This window comes from Psychrobacter raelei, from assembly GCF_022631235.3.
Taxonomy (GTDB): domain Bacteria; phylum Pseudomonadota; class Gammaproteobacteria; order Pseudomonadales; family Moraxellaceae; genus Psychrobacter; species Psychrobacter raelei.
Genome location: NZ_CP093310.2, coordinates 1,214,567 through 1,234,288 on the forward strand (window position 1 = coordinate 1,214,567; position 19,722 = coordinate 1,234,288).

16 protein-coding genes are annotated in these 19,722 nt (G+C 44.8%); 8 read left to right on the forward strand and 8 right to left on the reverse strand.

What is annotated here, in order from left to right; genetic code table 11:
* Positions 1–23: 23 nt before the first annotated feature.
* The 5 genes from MN210_RS05235 to yajC form a co-directional block, all read right to left on the reverse strand.
* Positions 24–1,502, reverse strand: coding sequence for an anion permease (locus tag MN210_RS05235; protein WP_011960208.1), 1,479 nt, complete (start codon positions 1,500–1,502; stop codon positions 24–26).
* 13 nt (positions 1,503–1,515) lie between these two features.
* Positions 1,516–2,931, reverse strand: coding sequence for an MATE family efflux transporter (locus tag MN210_RS05240; RefSeq protein WP_338412687.1), 1,416 nt, complete (start codon positions 2,929–2,931; stop codon positions 1,516–1,518).
* Positions 2,932–3,149: 218 nt separating this feature from the next.
* Positions 3,150–4,346, reverse strand: coding sequence for a protein translocase subunit SecF (gene secF, locus MN210_RS05245; RefSeq protein WP_338412688.1), 1,197 nt, complete (start codon positions 4,344–4,346; stop codon positions 3,150–3,152).
* A gap of 9 nt (positions 4,347–4,355) precedes the next feature.
* On the reverse strand, positions 4,356–6,233 hold the full coding sequence (gene secD, locus MN210_RS05250) for a protein translocase subunit SecD (protein ID WP_011960211.1): 1,878 nt from the start codon (positions 6,231–6,233) through the stop codon (positions 4,356–4,358).
* A gap of 271 nt (positions 6,234–6,504) precedes the next feature.
* On the reverse strand, positions 6,505–6,837 hold the full coding sequence (gene yajC, locus MN210_RS05255) for a preprotein translocase subunit YajC (RefSeq protein WP_011960212.1): 333 nt from the start codon (positions 6,835–6,837) through the stop codon (positions 6,505–6,507).
* A 394-nt stretch (positions 6,838–7,231) separates the two neighbouring features.
* Here yajC and MN210_RS05260 point away from each other — a divergent pair, with 394 nt between their 5' ends.
* The 4 genes from MN210_RS05260 (at position 7,232) to MN210_RS05275 (ending at position 10,233) form a co-directional block, all read left to right on the forward strand.
* Positions 7,232–7,606 carry a lipopolysaccharide assembly protein LapA domain-containing protein gene (locus MN210_RS05260; protein ID WP_011960213.1) on the forward strand — a complete coding sequence of 125 codons (375 nt, stop codon included), beginning with the start codon at positions 7,232–7,234 and terminating at the stop codon, positions 7,604–7,606.
* 258 nt (positions 7,607–7,864) lie between these two features.
* Positions 7,865–8,578 (forward strand): orotidine-5'-phosphate decarboxylase, encoded by a 714-nt coding sequence (gene pyrF, locus MN210_RS05265; protein WP_041773576.1) that lies wholly within the window; start codon positions 7,865–7,867, stop codon positions 8,576–8,578.
* Positions 8,575–9,369, forward strand: a complete 795-nt coding sequence (locus tag MN210_RS05270; RefSeq protein WP_011960215.1) for a metallophosphoesterase — start codon at positions 8,575–8,577, stop codon at positions 9,367–9,369. Before pyrF ends, MN210_RS05270 begins: the two co-directional genes overlap by 4 nt.
* A gap of 12 nt (positions 9,370–9,381) precedes the next feature.
* Positions 9,382–10,233 carry a histidine phosphatase family protein gene (locus MN210_RS05275; protein WP_201543263.1) on the forward strand — a complete coding sequence of 284 codons (852 nt, stop codon included), beginning with the start codon at positions 9,382–9,384 and terminating at the stop codon, positions 10,231–10,233.
* A 111-nt stretch (positions 10,234–10,344) separates the two neighbouring features.
* Here MN210_RS05275 and rpsT read toward each other — a convergent pair whose 3' ends face one another.
* From rpsT to ppsA, 3 genes are all read right to left on the reverse strand, one after another.
* Positions 10,345–10,611 carry a 30S ribosomal protein S20 gene (gene rpsT / locus MN210_RS05280; RefSeq protein WP_011960217.1) on the reverse strand — a complete coding sequence of 89 codons (267 nt, stop codon included), beginning with the start codon at positions 10,609–10,611 and terminating at the stop codon, positions 10,345–10,347.
* A gap of 488 nt (positions 10,612–11,099) precedes the next feature.
* On the reverse strand, positions 11,100–11,930 hold the full coding sequence (locus MN210_RS05285) for an RDD family protein (RefSeq protein WP_201543261.1): 831 nt from the start codon (positions 11,928–11,930) through the stop codon (positions 11,100–11,102).
* Positions 11,931–12,182: 252 nt separating this feature from the next.
* Positions 12,183–14,570, reverse strand: a complete 2,388-nt coding sequence (gene ppsA, locus MN210_RS05290) for a phosphoenolpyruvate synthase (protein WP_011960219.1) — start codon at positions 14,568–14,570, stop codon at positions 12,183–12,185.
* A gap of 533 nt (positions 14,571–15,103) precedes the next feature.
* Between ppsA and ppsR the strand changes: the two genes are divergently transcribed.
* From ppsR to dusB, 4 genes are all read left to right on the forward strand, one after another.
* Entirely contained in the window at positions 15,104–16,003 is a 900-nt protein-coding gene (gene ppsR / locus MN210_RS05295) for a posphoenolpyruvate synthetase regulatory kinase/phosphorylase PpsR (protein ID WP_011960220.1), read from the forward strand.
* A gap of 178 nt (positions 16,004–16,181) precedes the next feature.
* Positions 16,182–17,822: a Si-specific NAD(P)(+) transhydrogenase gene (gene sthA, locus MN210_RS05300; protein WP_011960221.1), complete on the forward strand. Its 1,641-nt coding sequence runs from the start codon at positions 16,182–16,184 to the stop codon at positions 17,820–17,822.
* A gap of 176 nt (positions 17,823–17,998) precedes the next feature.
* Positions 17,999–18,430 carry an HIT family protein gene (locus tag MN210_RS05305; protein WP_011960222.1) on the forward strand — a complete coding sequence of 144 codons (432 nt, stop codon included), beginning with the start codon at positions 17,999–18,001 and terminating at the stop codon, positions 18,428–18,430.
* A gap of 171 nt (positions 18,431–18,601) precedes the next feature.
* Positions 18,602–19,636, forward strand: a complete 1,035-nt coding sequence (gene dusB / locus MN210_RS05310; protein WP_155586864.1) for a tRNA dihydrouridine synthase DusB — start codon at positions 18,602–18,604, stop codon at positions 19,634–19,636.
* Positions 19,637–19,722: the final 86 nt, after the last annotated feature.

Sequence of the window (19,722 nt, forward strand, 5' to 3'; positions counted from 1 at the left end):
ACGGCTGCGCAATAACACAGGGGCTAGTAATAGCCGAGTACTTTCCACCAGATTAGACCAGAGCCAATCCAAACCACTAAGTTCACCACACTCATGATAGCGCCGACTGTCCACCACTCTTTTAAGGTGGTATAGCCTGAGTTAAAGATTACCGGAGCGGTACCGGTAGCATAGTGGGTGAGCGTCATCATGATGTTACCCGCGGCTGCTAATATGAGTGCATACAGCATAGGGGGCGCGCCTAGGCTTAAGCCGACTGCATAAAAAGCGGCGAACATGGCGGTCACGTGTGCGGTAGTACTGGCAAAGAAATAGTGCATGTACAAATAGACCAAGGTCAAAATTGCCACAGCACCGACCCAGCCCACACCTGTTAGAGCAATGGCTGATTCGATATTGGATGAAAACCAACTGATTAAACCTAGTTTATTAAGATAATCAGCCATCATGACCAGCGCGCCAAACCATACGATGGTATCCCACGCCGATTTTTCTTTTAGCACATCCTCCCAAGTCAATACGCCAGCCATAATCAGCACAGACAAGCCTAAAAATGCTGTGGCTGTGGCATCTACACTAAACTGATCACCGAAGATAAGCGCAGGAATATTGGCCCAAAGCAGTAGCATTAGGGCAAACACCGCCAGCATAATTTTTTCTTGACGGGTGACCGAGCCAAGCTTGGCTAGGTTTTCTCTTGCATAGTTTTTGGCGTCAGGGGTCTCTTTAATCTCTGGCGGATACACCAGATAAATCACCAGCGGCATAATCAAGATACACAGTAGCCCCGGCACAAACATCGCCAGTGCCCAAGTGGTCCAAGACAGATGAATGTCGCTGCCTGTTGCCTTGTTGACTAAGTCGACGACTAAAGGGTTGGGCGCTGTGGCAGTAATAAACATACCAGAGGTAATGGGGTTGGCATGATAATTGACCATCGCCAGATAACGCCCCATCTTATTTTGGGTACCCTCTTCAGGCGTGGAGTGAAAGCTTAGCGCGATAGAGCGCATAATAGGATGAATAATCCCGCCACCTCGGGCTGTGTTTGAGGGCGTAATAGGCGCAATCATCAGCTCCGCTGCCGCTAATGAATAACCAATACCCAAGGTTTTTTTGCCAAAGATAGAGATGAAGTAATAGGCAATTCTTGAGCCAAGCCCTGTTTTAATCAGGCCACGTGATATCATGACCGCGATACCGATGAGCCAAATTAAGGGGCTTGAGAAGCTTGATAAGGCATCTTGCATAGCCGCTTTAGGCGTCTCAGCTGTCACGCCGGTTAAGGCCACTAAGGTAATACCGATAATGGCCAAAGCACCAATGGGTAAAGCCTTACCGATGATAGCCACGATGGTTGCCACGAACAAGGCTAATAAATGCCAAGCATTGTCGGTGACACCTTCAGGGGTGGGAATCACAAACCAAATAATAAGTCCTACCGCTATTGCTATTAGAGTAGGCCAAAGCTTAAAGGGGAATTTTTCAGGAGCTTCTGACATAAATATTCCTAAGTTAGTTTTTATTATAAATTAATACATCTTGGTTGCGCCATAAGACAATAGCGGCCACCACAAAGCGAGAAGCTAATAACCAATAAACCCCAAACCAGATGACCAGCATGGCATGCTCAGACCCATAAAGTGCGTACACTATATAGGTTAAAGGAAAGAAGATAGCCGACACGATAATGGCCACTTGACGGATTTTTGATCCTGCAGTTAAGCCAAACATGATGCCATCTAGCCAATAAGCACCAGCGCCCATTAATGGCAGTAACGTGGCCACATAACGATACTCTATGGCCAAGTCATATACCGCTGGCAAGTCGGTCATTAGGCTTAAAAAATAAGGCAAAACAAACGCCCAAATGATGCTTAACGATAAGGCCAATAGAAATGTAATGACACCAGTACGCTTGAGTGCAGTGATAAACTGATCACGACCCTTACGCGCCGCCGCCTGTCCTGATAAGCTCTCAGCTGCCACAGCAACCCCATCTAACGCAAAAGCGGAGATACTAAGTACTTGTAGCAGCAGTGCATTAGTGGCCATCACCAAGTCGCCTTGCTGAGCCGATAGACGAGTGATCCAAGCAAAACTTAAGGTAAGCAAAATGGTGCGGATAAAAATGTCTTTGTTCAAAGAAAACAAGCTGAGCATTTTATCAGCGGCATAAATTTGTTTGAGCCTAAGCGTTAAGTCTTGGGGCGGGGATGACGCCAAAGCTTTGTGGGGCGAGGCAGCGGTACTTATGCTTGCCAAGCTTTTTTTGGCCAAAATAAGGGCGGTGACACAGCCGGATGCATAGCCGATGACTGTGCCCAAAGCCACGCCTTCAAGACCCATATCAAACAGATACACAAAGCTTAAAGTGAGCACAATATTAATGATAGAAATAAGCAGCTGCACCATCATCATTTGATTGGTTCGGCCTTGTCCGGCAAACCAACCAATAAAAGCGTAGTTCATCAGCTCAAACACAAGGCCATAGTAGCGTACGCTTAAGTAGGTATGAGCAGCTGCACTGCTGTTTGGCTGTGCACCGAGTAAGTCAAGGCCCAGACTCAAGATATAGGGTCGACATACCCACAGTAGCGCCGCCAATATCAGCGCAAGACCCAAGGAGCGGTACAAGATATCAGCCAGCTCATTGGGCGTAGCTAATCCGCTGGCTTGTCGACCCAAAGCTTGAGCGGCAAGACCAGATGACGCATATTGCAAAAAATTAAAGCTGACTAAGATAAGTAGCCACAGCTGTGAGGCAATGCCTAAGCCGGCCAAATTATAAGAGCTTGGAAAATGGCCCACCACACCCACATCAATAGCGCCTTGTAGTGGCATTGCAAGATTAGCAATCAGTACAGGGGCGGCAATAGCAATGATATGACGATAACTAAGATTGAGGGGAGCGGCTGAGTCTTGAGTCATAAAAACCTTAACTTTTTGATCAAATATGAAAGCAAATACAACATGGCCGATCACAAAACATAAAAGCACCCTAAGGTGCTTTTATGGCTTGCGGCATATCAATTGCTGCATAAAAAATGTTAGGTGGGGCTAGTATCTCTTGGCAAAGATATTAACTCAAGAAGCAAGCTGTAACTTTAGTTAGCAAAGCTTCTTGAGTGATCTCCATAGACTTTATCTTAGTCTTCAAAAGCCTTAGGGTCGTTGAAGCTGACCACTTCTTCTTGGAATTCAGGCTTAACTTTTACGACGAAGTCATCACGCGATAAGCCTAAGGCTAACGGGATTGAGCTTGAGATGTACGTAGAAGAATAAGTACCTGCAATCAGACCGATGAAGAAGGCGAAGGAGAACCAGTATAGGCCGGCACCGCCTAAGAACAGCATCGCCAATACCACAACCAATACCGTAGATACGGTCATAATAGTACGGCGTAAGGTCTCTGTGAGCGATAAATCAATGATTTGCCTTGAGCTGGCATCACGCACCCGTCTGAAGTTCTCACGGATACGGTCAAACACAACAATGGTATCGTTCAATGAGTAACCGATTAACGCCAAGATGGCGGCTAATACAGTCAAGTCAAATGGAAACTGAAATAACGCAAACACCCCTAAAGTAACAACGGCATCATGCACTAGGGCCAATAAAGCGCCCACAGCCAACTTGAACTGGAAGCGAACCGCAACGTACAGCATCATCATGCCCAACGCTGTGACGATGGCAATGAGTGAGCTAAGATATACCTCGCTGCCCACCTGACTACCAATGATGTTTAAATTGCTAATTTCAGCATTGTTACCTGGTAAATCCAATGCTTTACCTAAGCTTTCATTAAGGCCAGCCACGTTATCTGACTGAGGGGGTAGACGTACCAAAAGCTCAGTAGTACCACCAAGATACTGTACGACAGCATCATCAAATCCAGATTTCTCTAGAGACTGAATGACCTCAGTCTGCTCTACTGGATTTTGATATTTGACATCTGCTGAGACACCACCGGTGAAGTCTAGCCCTAAATTCAAACCATTAATGAGCAGCGCACCGATACTGATCAAAACCATCAGAATTGAGAAAATAGCCATCGGCTTTTCAAGCTTCATGAAGGGGATGATGCGCTTAGAACCTACCGCTTTAATGCCCCCTTCGGCTAAAGCGGCTTCATCTTCATAGACGTCTGCATCAAAGCCATTGCTGGCTGCTAAATCTTGAGAGGTGGTTAAGTCTGTAGACTCTGACACCGCACTGCGATTTGAGCTGTTATTTTTACCATCACGGCGAGGGCCACGTCTGCGGCGACGACCGCCTTCAATATAGTCAGGATGTGAGCCGCCTGGCGTGTTGTTCGGTTGGTCGTTTTGATTGTTATTAGACATTATTCTCTCCTAGCCTATGCTCAATTTATCGACAGATTTACGATTGCCATAAATCAGGTGAACCAAAGCACGTGTCACGATGATGGCTGTGAATAGCGAGCTTAAAATACCAATCGCTAGGGTAATTGCGAACCCTTTGATTGGACCAGAACCAATTGAGAATAAGATAATAGCGACCAATAACGTGGTGATGTTACCATCAAAAATACTGCTAAAGGCGCGGTCAAAACCGGCAACAATAGCAGATTTTGGCCTTACGCCCTCGGCAATCTCTTCGCGTATACGCTCAAAGATAAGCACGTTGGCATCCACCGCCATACCAATGGTCAATACGATACCAGCAATACCAGGTAGGGTTAAAGATGCCCCTAAGATAGACAATACCGCAATCATAATAATAAGGTTAAAGGCCAGAGCAATATTGGCAATCACCCCAAACAGACGATAGAACAAGATCATAAATAAGAAGACCAGTAAGTAACCAATCTTAGTTGAGAACAAGCCATCATCGATGTTTTGTTGACCCAGTGACGGACCAATGGTGCGCTCTTCTACGAAGTACATTGGCGCAGCCAGAGCACCAGAGCGAAGCAATAATGCCAGCTCAGCGGCCTCAGCATTACTGTTTAAGCCAGTAATACGGAATGAGGAGCCCAGCACCGCTTGAATATTGGCTTGGCTAATGATTTTGGTCTCAGCGTAGGGGGTACGCGTCTCAATGGTCTCGCCAGTGTTTGGATCTTTGCTATAGGCGATTTTTTGTTTGTTTTCAATAAACAGTACAGCCATCTGCTTGCCAACAGCGCTCTTAGTGGCATTTTGCATCAGCTTACCACCAGCGGTATCTAGGGTAATATTTACCTCAGGTGCCCCATTTTCATCTAGACCAGAGGTGGCGCCTTGGACTTTTTCACCCGTTAAGATGGGCTGACGGTTTAACAAAGATGGTGGGCCATCAAGTGTCATGTAAGGAAAGGCTTCAGTGCCTGCAGGAGGAATGCCACCTGCATAAGTGGTGTTCTCATCAGCAACTAAGCGAAACTCTAAGTTTGCGGTACGACCTAACACACGCTTGGCTTCAGCGGTGTCTTGGACACCTGGCAATTCAACCACAATACGGTTGCTGCCTTGCGACTGAACCAACGCTTCTGATACCCCAAGCTCAGCGATACGGTTACGTAGTGTGGTTAAGTTTTGACCCACTGCGTATTCATTAATCTCTTTTAAAGTTGCCTCATTATAATTCAGGCGCAGCGCAGGACCTTGATCATCCATCAATGCCTGCATGTCAAACTGGGCACCATGGTCACGCTGGATAATGCGCTGTGCTTTGTCACGCAGATCAACATCTTTAAAATGCAGTACTAAGCCTTGTTCCACCACGTTAATACCTTTGGCGGCCACACGCTCAGCACGTAAGCTGCTGCGCACATCATTACTGGTGGTTTTTAGACGCTGCTCTAAGGCTTTGTTCATATCGACTTCAAGAACAAAGCGCACACCACCACGTAAGTCTAGCCCAAGCTTTAATGGCTTGGCACCGATACTGCGCAGCCATTCTGGGGTAGTTTGAGCCAGGTTTAAAGCCACAACATAGTCATTACCAAGTTGTTGGCGCAGTACTTCTTGAGCTTTTCGTTGCTCTGCCCCGTTTTCTACACGTAACAAAGCACTGTTACCTGAGAAGGTGGGATCATGATAGGCGATACCCGCTTCATCAAGCAGTTGAGTGGATTGGGTTAGCACCTCTTCAGTCAGCTCGGTACCTGCTGAGGCACTGGTTACTTGAACCGCAGGTTCGTCAGGATATAAATTCGGCAGAGCATAAAGCCCAGCGATGACGAGCACGGTGACGATTAAGAAATATTTCCAGGCAGGGTAATGCATAGTAGCTTCTTCACTTGAGGGAAGGGAAACAGTAGAGTGCTATAGGCAGTCTTTAACAGATAAGATACGTATAAAACGAGGTGATAAGCGCTATTGTTAAAGCAATCAAATTGGGCTTATAACACTGAACTATAGTTATCGCGAGTGACGCACTCTAATTCATTTAACTAAAACATATAATCCAAAAACCACTCCCATTTTGCCGTCAAACCAGTGATGGTTTAGGGGCATGGGGTTGGTTTTTGGATTAATTAACGGTCATAATAAACTGTTATTGCAAGCCATCAATTGTGCCATTTGGCAAAACTGAGATGACAGAAGCACGTTGTATCATTACGTCGTTTCTATCGTTTAGGCTAACTACCGCGTAATCGCCTTCAATAGATTTGATTTTGCCCATTAAGCCGCCGGCGAAGATAACTTCGTTGCCAACAGCCAACGAGTCCACCATATTGCGGTGCTCTTTGGCGCGTTTTGACTGAGGTCTGATCACCAAAAAGTAAAAAATTGCGAAAATGGCTAATGGGAAAATCCATTGCATAATCATAGCAGGGCCACCGGCCGCTTCTGGAGCCGCGTGGGCCGCTTGAATAAATAAACTCATCTTACTTCCTTAAAATTCAATAAATAACAGGGATTAGCTGTCGGCGGCAAGGCCTACGTTAAGGCAGGTCACCGACCTAAGATTGCGCATAATCTGACAGGCAATTTATGCCGCCCTTCCTGTTATTGGTATATAGGGCTATAGTTGTCATAATTTAACACGCATAGTACCAAAAAAATGGCCTATTGATAACTATTACTTGTAATACAGCACGTTAATCCGTGTGATTCGGTCATTTTTCACGAAAAAACAGATTATGGCATAAAATGAATGCTAGCGGCATGCGCTTATAAAGCGTTATAATCGCATTTATTAGCGTATTTAATAAGTCAATGTCTATAATAAATGCGCCCTATTTTACTTTTTTTCTAAATTTGATTATTTTGAGGTCACTATGCGTTTTGTCTTAATTGTTTTATTATTTTTGATTTTTGGCTATTCTTTGGGTCTGGTATTGGTCAACGGTAGCGAAGTGGCAGTAAATTTACTGTTTACTCAAGCGCCAGCCATGAACTTAGGTCTGTTATTAATTTTGTGTCTGTTCTTAGGTGTCGTGATCGGCATGCTATTGGCTTTATTGCTGTTTAAAGTACTACAAAACAAGTGGGAAATTGGCCGTTTGAGTAAAGAGAACAAGCGCTTACAAGAAGAGCTGGCTCAGTCAACCATCGAGATAGAGCGTCTATCAACCGTTAAGACTGCCGATCAGACCATCTATGTTGACTCACAAGCGGGCGTAGATCCCGTGGATACGACCGTTATTAGATAAGATAAGATGTTATAGCGATTAAAAAACGGCCTCAGGGTCGTTTTTTTTGGCCGAGTGGTTGAGTGACGGGTCATAACAATCGATTAACATGAAAACTAAGTGGTCAACTGTGGATTAATTTAGCGCTTTGCAGGCGCATCCTATATACTATTTATTTGCTCAAGCTTATCTGCTAAAGCGATTTAATCAGCTCATTTTATTATTTATGATACATGCTTAGGAGGCAATGTGACCCAACTTCAGCAGTCCAAGTCAATTCTGCAAAACAAACCACAATTAACCCGGCCCAATTCGCCTATTATTGTGGCGTTAGATAAAGCCTCTTTGAATGAAGCCTTGGCTTTGGCCGATCAGCTGGATCCTAAGTATTGCCGCGTAAAAGTGGGTAAAGAGCTGTTTACACGCTGTGGACCTCAAATTATCGATGAGTTACATCAACGAGGCTTTGAGGTGTTTTTGGATCTAAAATTCCATGACATTCCCAATACCACAGCACAAGCGGTATTGGCAGCAGCAGATATGGGGGTATGGATGGTCAATGTACATGCCAGTGCTGGTCTTGAAGCGATGCAGACGGCCAAAGAGCGCTTGGTAAACGGCGGCCATGAGACGTTATTGATTGCAGTGACAGTATTGACCTCTATGACTGAGGTGGGGCTGCGTCAGCTGGGGATCGATGTGCCGGTCAATGAGCAAGTTGAGCGTTTGGCGCTGCTGACTAAAGAGGCGGGACTTGATGGGGTAGTGTGCTCCGCTCAAGAGGCCAGTCGTCTCAAACAGCTTTGTGGGATGGATTTTCAATTGGTGACCCCAGGCATCCGTACCCTTGAGGATGCAGCCGATGACCAAAAACGTATTTGTACCCCAGAGCAGGCTATGAAAAACGGCTCAGATTATCTGGTTATAGGCCGCTCTATCACCCACGCTGATAATCCCACCCAAAAGATGTCACAAATTCTTGATACGTTATGAAACTACAACTATTAAGTGATCTTCATATCGACAGTTATGCCAAACGGGATAAGCCGCTGGGCCATATCCCAAAGACAGCGGCCGATATTATCTTGGTAGCCGGAGATACCGCCAACAGTGATAAGGGGATGGCTTGGCTACAGCAGCAAGCCATGCTCAACGAAACGCCTGTGGTGACCATTGCCGGAAATCATGAATATTTCTCAGAAGACATTTTGTGCTTCGATCAGCAGCTGGCTCAGTGGGATACTTTTGACAGTAACCGCATGAGTGGGCTAAAAGTACTACAGTGTGATCAGATTGATATCCAAGATGTGCGTATCTTAGGCTGTACTTTGTGGACCGACTATCAGTTTGGTGCCACCGAAGAGACGCGAGAGGTCGTCATGTCATTTATGCGAGACTACCGACAAATTTACGCAGGCGAACAGTTATTCTCGCCTGAGATTTCGGTGCAGATTCATGCTCAGCACCGCGCTTGGCTCAAGCAGGCTTTAATAGAGGCACACAGTGAGCACAAGAAGGTAGTGGTCATGACCCATCACAGTGTCACCCCCAGATCGGTATCACAGAGGTACGCAGGTATGCCAAGCAATGCTGCATTTGTCAGTGATTTAAGTGCTTGGATGCACAAGCCCTGGGCTCCCAAGCTATGGCTACATGGTCATACGCATGAGGCTTTTGACTATATAGAAGGCAATACTCGAGTGATTGTGAATCCCCGTGCTTATCCTGGTGAGGTGAGTAGTACTCAATTAGAGTTTGACTGGTCAAAAATGGTGGAGGTTTGATACGGCGAAATTATGACAAATAATTCAACAGATAAAATCACAAGCCATGACGTTCGTTTGGATAACAAGTCCATACAGCCGGAGTTTGGTTCTGCCAAGCTTAACACAGGCGATTTAACACTCACTGACAATACCCCCAGTCTACATAAGACAGCGCCGGCGCCTGCGCATCTGCCACCGAGTATGATGCATTCGGTTAAGCATTTGCCGCATAATAATGAGCGGCTGATTTTATTCACCCGTCATTCTTTAAGAGAGCGCTCAAATGGTCAGGGCTTTGCCAGCTATGACTTACCGTTAACCCCGCAAGGCCGAGTGCTGGCCAAGTCATGGGGGCGCTGGCTGGCAGAGTCTTTACCGTACTCTTTAGATACGCATAGTATTGCCAGTCCCATTTGGCGCTGTGTAGATACTGCCAAATTGATGCAAGAGGGGGCGGGGGTGAGTCAGCCCATTGCTCATGAGCCGCTATTGGTCGAGCCTGGTAGTTTGGTGGTTGATGCTAAGCTTGCCAATGCGGTGTTTAAAGAGATTGGTGCTTTAGAGTTTATCAATGCTTTTTTACAAAATAGCTTGCCAAGTACTAAGCCTGCCAATAAAGGGGCTTTAGATTTATTATCTGTACTGTATCAATCGCAGCCGCAGCCGGGACATTTGTCGCTGGCGGTCAGTCATGATACTTTGCTCGCGGCATTTTTGGGGGTTATGACCCAAAGCACAGGTATTACTTGGGATGATTGGCCTAAGATGATGGAGGGGATGTTCTTGTGGTTTGATGATAAGCCGTTTGAGCAGGCGACTGCCAACTTTATTTGGCGTGGTGAAAGATTTGAAGTACCCACACAGCGTTTAATATTGCCTTAGTCTGCCAGTCATTTAAAGATTTATGGCTAAATTTGAAGTCTGTATCTGACAAAAAAGAGCCCCTAACTTCATAAAAAGTTAGGGGCTCTTTTTTGGGTTATATCAAATCAATTAAGCTTTAAGTGCTTTGATTGCTTTGTTATAACGGCTCTTATGACGAGCAGCTTTGTTCTTATGGATAACGCCTTTGTCAGCCATACGATCAATAACAGGTACTGCTTTGTTATAAGCGGCAGTAGCGGCATCATAGTCACCAGCTAAGATAGCGGCATCTACTTTTTTGATGTAAGTACGGATCATTGAACGCTGTGATGCAGCGTGCTGACGACGAGTGTTGTTTTGACGAACGCGTTTACGAGCTTGTGCTGAGTTAGCCACGGATGTCTCCTTGGTAGAGTTTAATTACTAAAATTAGGACTCAGTAATAATTACTGATGAATATAAAAATCAATAGTTTATAGCAAAAACTAATTGACGCAAAATTCTATTTGTAAAATAACACAAAACTTATCAATTAATGCCATTAAGCAAGCTTAGGGCAGGCCAATGGTAAGCTTTCCTATTTTAGCCATCATGGATCTGAGACTATCCATTGACTAGCAAATAGTTGTTGACACAAAATAGCTGGTTATCAGAGCAGCCCATCTAATAACGTGATATTTAAGTCTAAAGGGTTGTGAGTAATCACTTATTTTAGCTTAAATCTAAGCGGCCGTTGTGTCATTTACACCAAATTGGAATATTATATTTGTGTGTAAATTAAAGCCGCCAATTTTAACAAATTTGGCAGCTTAATACAATATAAACTCAAGAAATGAGCGGCTTTTGGGGCATATTAATAGCACCAAAGGCCTATAGCGAGATTATTATTTTTCTAACTGCTTAGGATCGGCTTTAACCACTCTGGTTTTGGCAATCCTATCGTGAATACTGCGGCGCTCTTTATTTATAGTCATCACCACAAAATCAGCCAATAAAATCATAGGGCCTACCATGGGTAGAATATACAGTGCTGACGTAATGACGCTGCGCATTAAAATAACCTGAGTCGCTGAAGCCAGTTTTTTTGACTGTTCATCAACAATACGAATACCATTCACCAATTTACCAATGGTCTGCCCGCGTCTTAGTAATAAGATCAGCTGAATGGCAAACAGCGCCAAAAACATAATCGAGGTCATTGAGCTTAAATGCTCAGGAACCGATTGCGCTAACTGGGTCATTTTTTCCATGTCGCCATTGGTGGCGGTAATTTTTGCAAAATCATAATTTAAGCCTGATAAAAAGGGCAAGTAGCAGGCCAAAAATAATAAAGCGTCGAGCAGTACCGCAAAAACTCGGCTGCTAATGCTGGCCAGCTGTGTGGGCGCGGCCATGCTGGCGGTCTGTTTTTTTAGACTAACTGGTTTATTGATATTAAAAGGCTTATTGCCTGAGGGCGATGTAGTCGAATGAGACTCTTTTTTGCCATAAAGCTCAGCCACAGACACTCGCTTTGGCGGTACTGAGCTTATGCTGCCATTTGGGTTGTAGTGATTCTTGCCTTGGGTCATTTCACCAACTTGCTGCCACTGTTCCATACCGGCATGCCACATCAGATCACTTAAGTCTACCTGACCGGTGGCAAGCATATTATTGAGCTCTGTGAGCGTGTAAGGACCCGCCTGAACTTGGTTTCTTGCTAGATAAATCTGCATTGATATAACAACCTTTTGTAAAATCAAAACCACTACTTAAGACAAAATTCATTAAAACAGTTAAATTAAAGTGTTTAAGCTATTTTTATCGCTATAGTTTTTATAGTTGGGTGTAGCGCGGTGGCTTTCAATCTTATTTATTATATTAAATGAAAACGACCACAATAATCAATAAAACTTGATAATTGTGGTCGCCGGATTAGAGGCTAAAGATTAACCTCTAAGCTGTCTGCTTTTCAGCGCTGTGCCTAATTAGCCATTTTGTTTGGCATTGGCATCATCGGCTAAGAACATCCAAGTGTCTAGGACTGAGTCTGGGTTTAATGATACAGAGTTGATACCTTGCTCCATTAACCAGTAAGCTAGATCTGGGTGATCTGATGGGCCTTGACCACAGATACCGACATATTTACCTTGCTTACGGCATTCTGCAATGGCCATTGACAGTAGTTTTTTCACCGCAGCATCACGCTCATCAAATAGATGAGAGACGATACCTGAGTCACGGTCTAGACCTAGGGTTAACTGAGTTAAGTCGTTAGAGCCGATTGAGAAGCCATCGAAATGCTCTAAGAATTCTTCAGCCAATAGGGCGTTGGTAGGTAGCTCACACATCATGATAAGCTCTAGGCCATTTTCACCACGTTTTAGACCGTTGGCGGCTAAGATTTCAACCACTTGACGCGCCTCATCAGTAGTACGTACGAATGGGATCATGATTTTAACATTGGTTAAACCCATCTCATCACGCACACGCTTTAATGCACGGCATTCAAGATCGAAGCAGTCACGGAAGTTCTCAGACACATAGCGGCTAGCACCACGGAAACCAAGCATTGGGTTTTCTTCTGATGGCTCATACAGCTTACCACCAATTAAGTTGGCATATTCGTTTGACTTGAAGTCAGACATACGAACGATAACAGGCTGGTTTCTAAAGGCCACGGCTAGCGTTGAGATACCCTCAACCAATTTGTCTACATAGAAATCTACAGGAGAGGCATAGCCTGAGATGCGCTCTTTAATGGCTTGCGACACTTCACGTGGTAGCGTGTTCATGTTCAATAGCGCTTTTGGATGCACACCAATCATACGGTTGATGATGAACTCTAGACGCGCTAGGCCCACACCTGCGTTTGGAATTTGAGCAAATGAGAAGGCACGGTCAGGGTTACCCACGTTCATCATAATCTTAAATGGAAGCTCTGGCATAGAGTCGATAGAGCTGCTCTTCACCTCAAAGTCTAATAGACCTTCATAGATAAATCCGGTGTCACCCTCAGCACACGACGCAGTCACTTCTTGGCCATCGGTCAATACTTCAGTGGCATTACCACAGCCAACGATAGCAGGTACACCTAATTCACGAGCAATGATCGCTGCGTGACACGTACGACCACCACGGTTGGTGATGATGGCAGAAGCACGCTTCATAACAGGTTCCCAATCTGGATCTGTCATGTCAGATACCAGCACGTCACCGACTTGTACTTTGTCCATTTCATGGATGCTGTTTACCACACGTACTTTACCTGAGCCTACGCGCTGACCGATCGAGCGACCTTCGCATAAGATTTTAGCGTCTTTGCTTTGTACCAAGTAGCGTTCCATGACGTTGCGGTCTTGGCGACTCTTAACGGTTTCTGGACGTGCTTGAACGATAAATAGCTTGCCTGAATCACCGTCTTTGGCCCACTCGATGTCCATTGGTTGACCGTAATGTTTTTCGATAACCAATGCTTGTTTGGCAAGTTCAGTCAGCTCTTCTGTCGTTAGTGAGAACTGGTTGCGATCTTCTTTTTCTACTTCGATGGTTTTTACTGAGCGGGTAGTGCTGCCTTCATCGCCATACACCATTTTTTGATGTTTGCTGCCTAGGTTACGGCGGATAACAGCAGGCTTGCCCTCTTTTAATAGCGCTTTTGATAGGTAGAATTCGTCTGGGTTAACCGCACCCTGTACCACCATTTCACCTAGACCATAGCTTGAGGTGATAAATACCACTTCATCAAAGCCGCTTTCGGTATCTAGAGTAAACATAACGCCGGCCGCGCCAGTTTCTGAGCGAACCATACGCTGGATACCCGCTGATAGGGCAACACCTGCGTGTTCAAAACCTTGGTGAACACGGTAAGCGATAGCGCGGTCATTATAAAGTGATGAGAACACCTCTTTAATAGCGATCAGAACGTTTTCGATACCACGGATGTTTAGATAGGTCTCTTGTTGACCGGCAAATGAGGCATCTGGCAAGTCTTCTGCTGTGGCAGAGGAGCGAACAGCAACCGCAATGTCTTGGCCTTCGCTCATCACTTCAAAAGCGTCACGAATTTCTTGCTCTAGTGACTTAGGTAGCTCTTGTTCGATGATCCAGTTACGAATTTTTTCACCGGTTTCGGTCAGTTTTTTGACATCATCAACGTCTAGGCTTTTAAGCTCATTGTTGATTTTGTCTAACAGACCTGTCTCGATCAAAAAGCTATTGAAAGCCGCTGCAGTAGTAGCAAAGCCGCCAGGAACACTCACACCTAAATCTGATAAGTGGCTAATCATTTCGCCTAAAGAGGCGTTTTTACCGCCGACTGTGTCGACGTCGTTTTTGCCTAGCTTGTCAAGGGTAATAACTTGCGGTGCTGTCATGATAACTCCAGGAAATAAGGTTATTTTTTTAAATTATAACGTTATTTAAAAAAATTGTGTAGGGTCAGTGCGCTGTGAGATTGGGCGTAGTCAACACTCTGACGGGTTACGGTAGTAGATTTGGGAATACTATAGCATTTAAGTTAATTGAGAGTCTATGTTGCCCAGTTGTATCAAGGCTGAATTATGCCGTTTTTAGCCTTTAATAGCATGGTTTATAATCTAATTAAAATACAGATATTTATTTTAGAAATGATAACTTTTTGGTTGTTTTTTGAACAGTTTTGAGCTTAAAGGCAGTTGCTATGGCTATTCTATGGCTATCAAAAATAAGGGCATTTAGCACACAGCCTAAATAAAACCTAAAAAAGACAGACGCGGTAATTGTCAAAATTAACTTAAATAGATCGCGATAAATCAGGTTAAGTTATTACATACTCAAAACTTATTACACACTCAAAACACCGATAATTTGATAAGATGCGCTTAGTTTATAAAATTTGGTTTTTAACGCTCTGCTGCTAAGGAATTTTATGGAAAATCTACTCAATACTCTGTCGGTAAAACCCACCATCCAAAATCGTAGTGCACTGGCTGTCGATGACAAGCCGCAAGTGATTCGGGTGGCCTTTTTTATTTCAGATGGTACCGCCATTACGGCAGAGACCTTAGGCCGCTCTATCTTAAGCCAGTTCGCCAGTGTGCCTTTTGAGACGCGAGTTATTCCTTATGTGGACACCATTGAGACAGCAGAGGCGGCGGTAAAACACATCAATGAAGCCTATCAGTCTACCGGTATTCTGCCTTTGGTGTTTGATACCATTGTGGATCCTGATATTCGTGCGGTGGTGAATTCTGCTCAGGCTTGTAATCTTGATATGTATGAGGGATTAATTGGCCGTATTACTGATGAGATAGGGGTAGAGCCAGACGGTCATTCAGGCCACGCCCATGATAATGTGGACTCAGAAACCTACAAATCTCGTATTGATGCGGTACATTTTGCACTAGATAATGATGATGGCGCTCGCACCCGTCATTATGATATGGCCGATATCATTCTAATCGGGGTATCTCGATCTGGCAAAACGCCCACCTCTTTATACTTAGCCTTACAGTTTGGTATTCGTGCCGCTAACTATCCGCTGACCGAAGATGATTTGTTTGATAACCAGCTGCCCAAAGCGCTACAGCCGCACCGTGGTAAATTGTTTGGTCTGATTATTGATACTGAGCGTCTTCAAAAGATTCGACAAGAGCGCAGAGCCGGTAGTCGTTACGCCAGTTATAAACAGTGTGAAGAGGAGCAGCGGGCAATTCAGGCAATTTATATGACCCAAAATATTCCCAGCCTAAATGTCTCTGAGATGTCGGTCGAGGAGATTGCTACCCGTATTTTACAAATTACCGGATTAAAGCGCCGTATTGGATAAGGCTACTTTACCATGACCTAAGGGTCAGTATTTGTTATAATGGCGCCAGTTTTTATTGGGCATTTTCACAGGCTCTAAAATAGCCAATATCAAAAAGTGATGCCGAAAAAAACATTTTGTGCCACTGAGCGATTGCCGTACCCACTGCAGCCAGAACTATAATACCAAAGAGGATGATATGTCTAAAAAACGTAAAGGTGATGAAACCAGCGATATTAACGATGACAAACAAAGCACTCAAACAGCGGCTAATGAGATTGGCAGTGCTGCACCTAGTGTGTTATCAGAAGTCAAAAAAACGCCTGTCAAAGCCAGTGACAGCTCGTTAGAGGACACCTTGTTTCATCCAAACCTCATCAGTCCATTAGATAACGATCGCATTCGTATCAATTCTGGGTTCACTCGCGACTCTGAGCGCCTAAAAAATGACAATCATGAGTATGAGTATGATGCCGTCGTTGTTGGCGCAGGTCCTGCTGGGGAAGCGGCGGCCATGAAGCTTGCCAAATCTGGCAAAAAAGTTGTGGTAGTCGATGCCCGTAGTCAAGTCGGTGGTAACTCAGCCCATGTGGGGACCATCCCCAGTAAGGCGCTACGTCAGTCTGTGTTCAACTTAATTAACTATCGCCGTGACCCTTTATTCTCTCAAGGCTTAGACTATTATCAGGTACCTTTGAATAAAGTGCTGACCAAAGCGCGTAAAGTCGTGCGTAATCAAGTAGACACGCATACCCGTTTTTATGAGCGTAATCAGATTGAAGTGCGTCATGGCTGGGCAAGCTTTGTAGACAATCACACCTTGCATATCGAATTAGGTGACGGCTTAGGTTTTGAAACCATCACGTTTAACAAAGCCATTATCACAGTCGGTAGCCGTCCGTATCGTCCAGACTTGTTAGATTTTGATCATCCACGCGTGTTTGACTCTGACAAAATCTTGCAAATGGATTATGTGGTCAAAAAAATCATCATCTATGGTGCTGGCGTGATTGGCTGTGAATATGCTTCTATTTTCACCGGTCTTGGCTATAAAGTGGACTTAATCAATAACCACGACTCGTTGCTCAGCTATCTGGATAAAGAGATTAGCGATGCTTTATCGCATGACTTCCGTCAGTTTGGGGTATTGGTTCGCAATAACGAAGAGATTGAAAAGCTTGAGACCTATGACGACTGCGTTATTTTATATCTAAAAAGCGGTAAAAAAATCAAATCAGATGCCATTTTGTGGTCGAATGGTCGTTCAGGCAATACAGAAAGCCTAAACTTAGAGGGCATTGGCCTAAAAGCCAACAGCCGAGGCCAGCTCAAAGTCGATGACACTTATCGTACTGAGGTTGAGAACATCTATGCTGCCGGTGATGTTATTGGCTGGCCATCACTGGCTTCTGCCGCTTATGACCAAGGCCGCTGTGCAGCTGCCTTCATGGTGGGTGATGAAGATGCTGAGCCGGTATCTAGCGTACCTACTGGTATTTATACCATCCCTGAGATTTCAAGTATCGGTAAAACTGAGCAAGAATTGACCGATGAGAAAGTACCTTATGAAGTGGGTCAGGCTTTCTTTAAGCATTTGGCACGTGCCCAAATCATCGGTGAGCGTTCAGGCGTACTAAAAATCTTATTCCACCGCGAAACCTTAGAGATTTTGGGTATCCACTGCTATGGTAATCATGCCTCTGAGATTATTCACATTGGTCAAGCCGTTATGAAATGTGGTCACAATCTAGAGTACTTTGTGAATACCACCTTTAACTATCCCACTATGGCAGAAGCGTACCGTGTGGCTGCGTTAAATGGTCTAAACCGCGTATTTTAATCTAAGTGGTTCAGTGTTTAACTACCATAAAAAAGGAGACTGCTTGGCAGTCTCTTTTTTATGGTGCAATTACAGTTGCAACTTGTCAGCGGTTGGTGTTGAATAGTTGGATAAATACGACTGATGTTGAGGTAAACGTATGCCTCATATAAACCACAACAAATAAGGACATAACAATGAGCATTAAGCATTACGAAGACGATAATATTTTTGCTAAGATTTTATCGGGTGATATCCCTTGTCACAAGGTGTACGAAGATGACAAGACCTTAGCTTTTATGGATATCATGCCGCAAGCTAAAGGTCATGTGTTGGTTATTCCTAAACAAAAAGCGGTAGAGCTTTCGCAGCTTGAGCCTGAGTATGCCAGTGCGGTACTGATGACGGCCAAAAAGGTGATGGCAGCACAGCGTAAAGTATTTGATCGTGAAGGCATTATTCAAATGCAGTTAAATGGCGCTGAGGCAGGCCAAACCGTCTTCCATTATCATGTGCATCTCATTCCCTCTAATATCCATGAGCTGGGTAAACATGCTGTGGTTCAAGCAGACATGGCAGAGCTTGCACAGCAGGCTGAGCAGCTAGCAGCAGCGATTGAGCACGCTTAACAGGCCGCTTTGGGCGCTAGGTATCTAAACCTTAGGTTTTGAGTTAACGCTTGAGTTTTAGGTATTAGCCCTTACAATAACGGCAGGATAAAACGGGCTTGTCCTTATTAGGGCAAGCCTTTTTGTCTGCAAATAATATACTTCTTTTAAAATGATTTGTTGAGCGATTCAATGGCAAATGATATGACATTACCCACCACCTTGGCCGATCATCCCTTATTGCAGCCATTATATATTGGCGGATTAGAGATTCAGAACCGATTGATGGTGGCGCCTATGGCTGGAGTAACAGACAACCCGTTTCGACGCTTATGCAAGTCGTTTGGGGCCGGTCATGCCGTCAGCGAAATGATGACGGCTGATGCCACGTTATATGCCCATAAAAAGTCGTTATTTCGAGCCAACTTTGAGGGAGAAATTGCTCCCATATCCGCGCAAATTGCAGGCGCAGATGTTGATAAAATTGCTGAAGCGGCTCAGTATCAGGTCAATAATGGGGCGCAGATTATTGATATTAATATGGGCTGCCCGGCCAAGAAGGTGTGCCGTAAACTGGCAGGCTCTGCTTTATTAAAAGATGAAGATCTGGTGGCACGTCTGCTGGATGCGACAGTGGCCGCAGTGGATGCACCTGTCACTTTAAAGACACGCTTGGGCTATGAGAATGGACAGGAGAACATCTTACGTGTGGCCAAACGAGCAGAAGAGGCGGGCATTGCTGCCATTGCTATCCACGGCCGTACTCGAGAAGACAAATACGGAGGTCAGGCCCGTTATGATCTCATTCGTGAAGTAAAGCAATTGGTTAACATCCCGGTGATTGCCAATGGCGACATTGACAGCCCCCAAAAAGCCATAGAAGTGTATGAGCAGACCGGCTGTGATGCCATTATGATTGGTCGTGCTGCTCAAGGTCAGCCTTGGCTGTTTAGAGATATCGCCCATTATTTGCAGACCGGTGAGATATTACCAGCCCCCAGTATTGAGCAGTTAAGACAAATTGTATTGACTCATTTACAAGAGCTATATGATTTTTATGGTGAATACTCAGGCTGCCGCATCGCCCGCAAGCACATTGCTTGGTATACCTCTGGTATCGAGGATTCTAACGCCTTTAGACAGGCCATGTATGGCGAGGAGAGCACTGCTGGTCAATATAAAGTGGTGGATAAGTTTCTATCCTCTCATTCAGCTCGTGAAAGCTAGACCGGCATCAGTACAGACCAACTTTGGCTAGGATTCACCGCTCAAATGGGTTAAATTAGGCGTTCAGTCTTTGTTATGAGAATGAG

Excerpts from the sequence above, each read along its gene's own strand:
- MN210_RS05235 (WP_011960208.1), bottom strand. The coding sequence starts at position 1,502 with ATGTCAGAAGCTCCTGAAAAATTCCCCTTTAAGCTTTGGCCTACTCTA.
- MN210_RS05240 (WP_338412687.1), bottom strand. The coding sequence starts at position 2,931 with ATGACTCAAGACTCAGCCGCTCCCCTCAATCTTAGTTATCGTCATATC.
- secF (WP_338412688.1), bottom strand. The coding sequence starts at position 4,346 with ATGTCTAATAACAATCAAAACGACCAACCGAACAACACGCCAGGCGGC.
- secD (WP_011960211.1), bottom strand. The coding sequence starts at position 6,233 with ATGCATTACCCTGCCTGGAAATATTTCTTAATCGTCACCGTGCTCGTC.
- yajC (WP_011960212.1), bottom strand. The coding sequence starts at position 6,837 with ATGAGTTTATTTATTCAAGCGGCCCACGCGGCTCCAGAAGCGGCCGGT.
- MN210_RS05260 (WP_011960213.1), top strand. The coding sequence starts at position 7,232 with ATGCGTTTTGTCTTAATTGTTTTATTATTTTTGATTTTTGGCTATTCT.
- MN210_RS05270 (WP_011960215.1), top strand. The coding sequence starts at position 8,575 with ATGAAACTACAACTATTAAGTGATCTTCATATCGACAGTTATGCCAAA.
- MN210_RS05275 (WP_201543263.1), top strand. The coding sequence starts at position 9,382 with ATGACAAATAATTCAACAGATAAAATCACAAGCCATGACGTTCGTTTG.
- MN210_RS05285 (WP_201543261.1), bottom strand. The coding sequence starts at position 11,930 with ATGCAGATTTATCTAGCAAGAAACCAAGTTCAGGCGGGTCCTTACACG.
- ppsA (WP_011960219.1), bottom strand. The coding sequence starts at position 14,570 with ATGACAGCACCGCAAGTTATTACCCTTGACAAGCTAGGCAAAAACGAC.
- ppsR (WP_011960220.1), top strand. The coding sequence starts at position 15,104 with ATGGAAAATCTACTCAATACTCTGTCGGTAAAACCCACCATCCAAAAT.
- sthA (WP_011960221.1), top strand. The coding sequence starts at position 16,182 with ATGTCTAAAAAACGTAAAGGTGATGAAACCAGCGATATTAACGATGAC.
- MN210_RS05305 (WP_011960222.1), top strand. The coding sequence starts at position 17,999 with ATGAGCATTAAGCATTACGAAGACGATAATATTTTTGCTAAGATTTTA.
- dusB (WP_155586864.1), top strand. The coding sequence starts at position 18,602 with ATGGCAAATGATATGACATTACCCACCACCTTGGCCGATCATCCCTTA.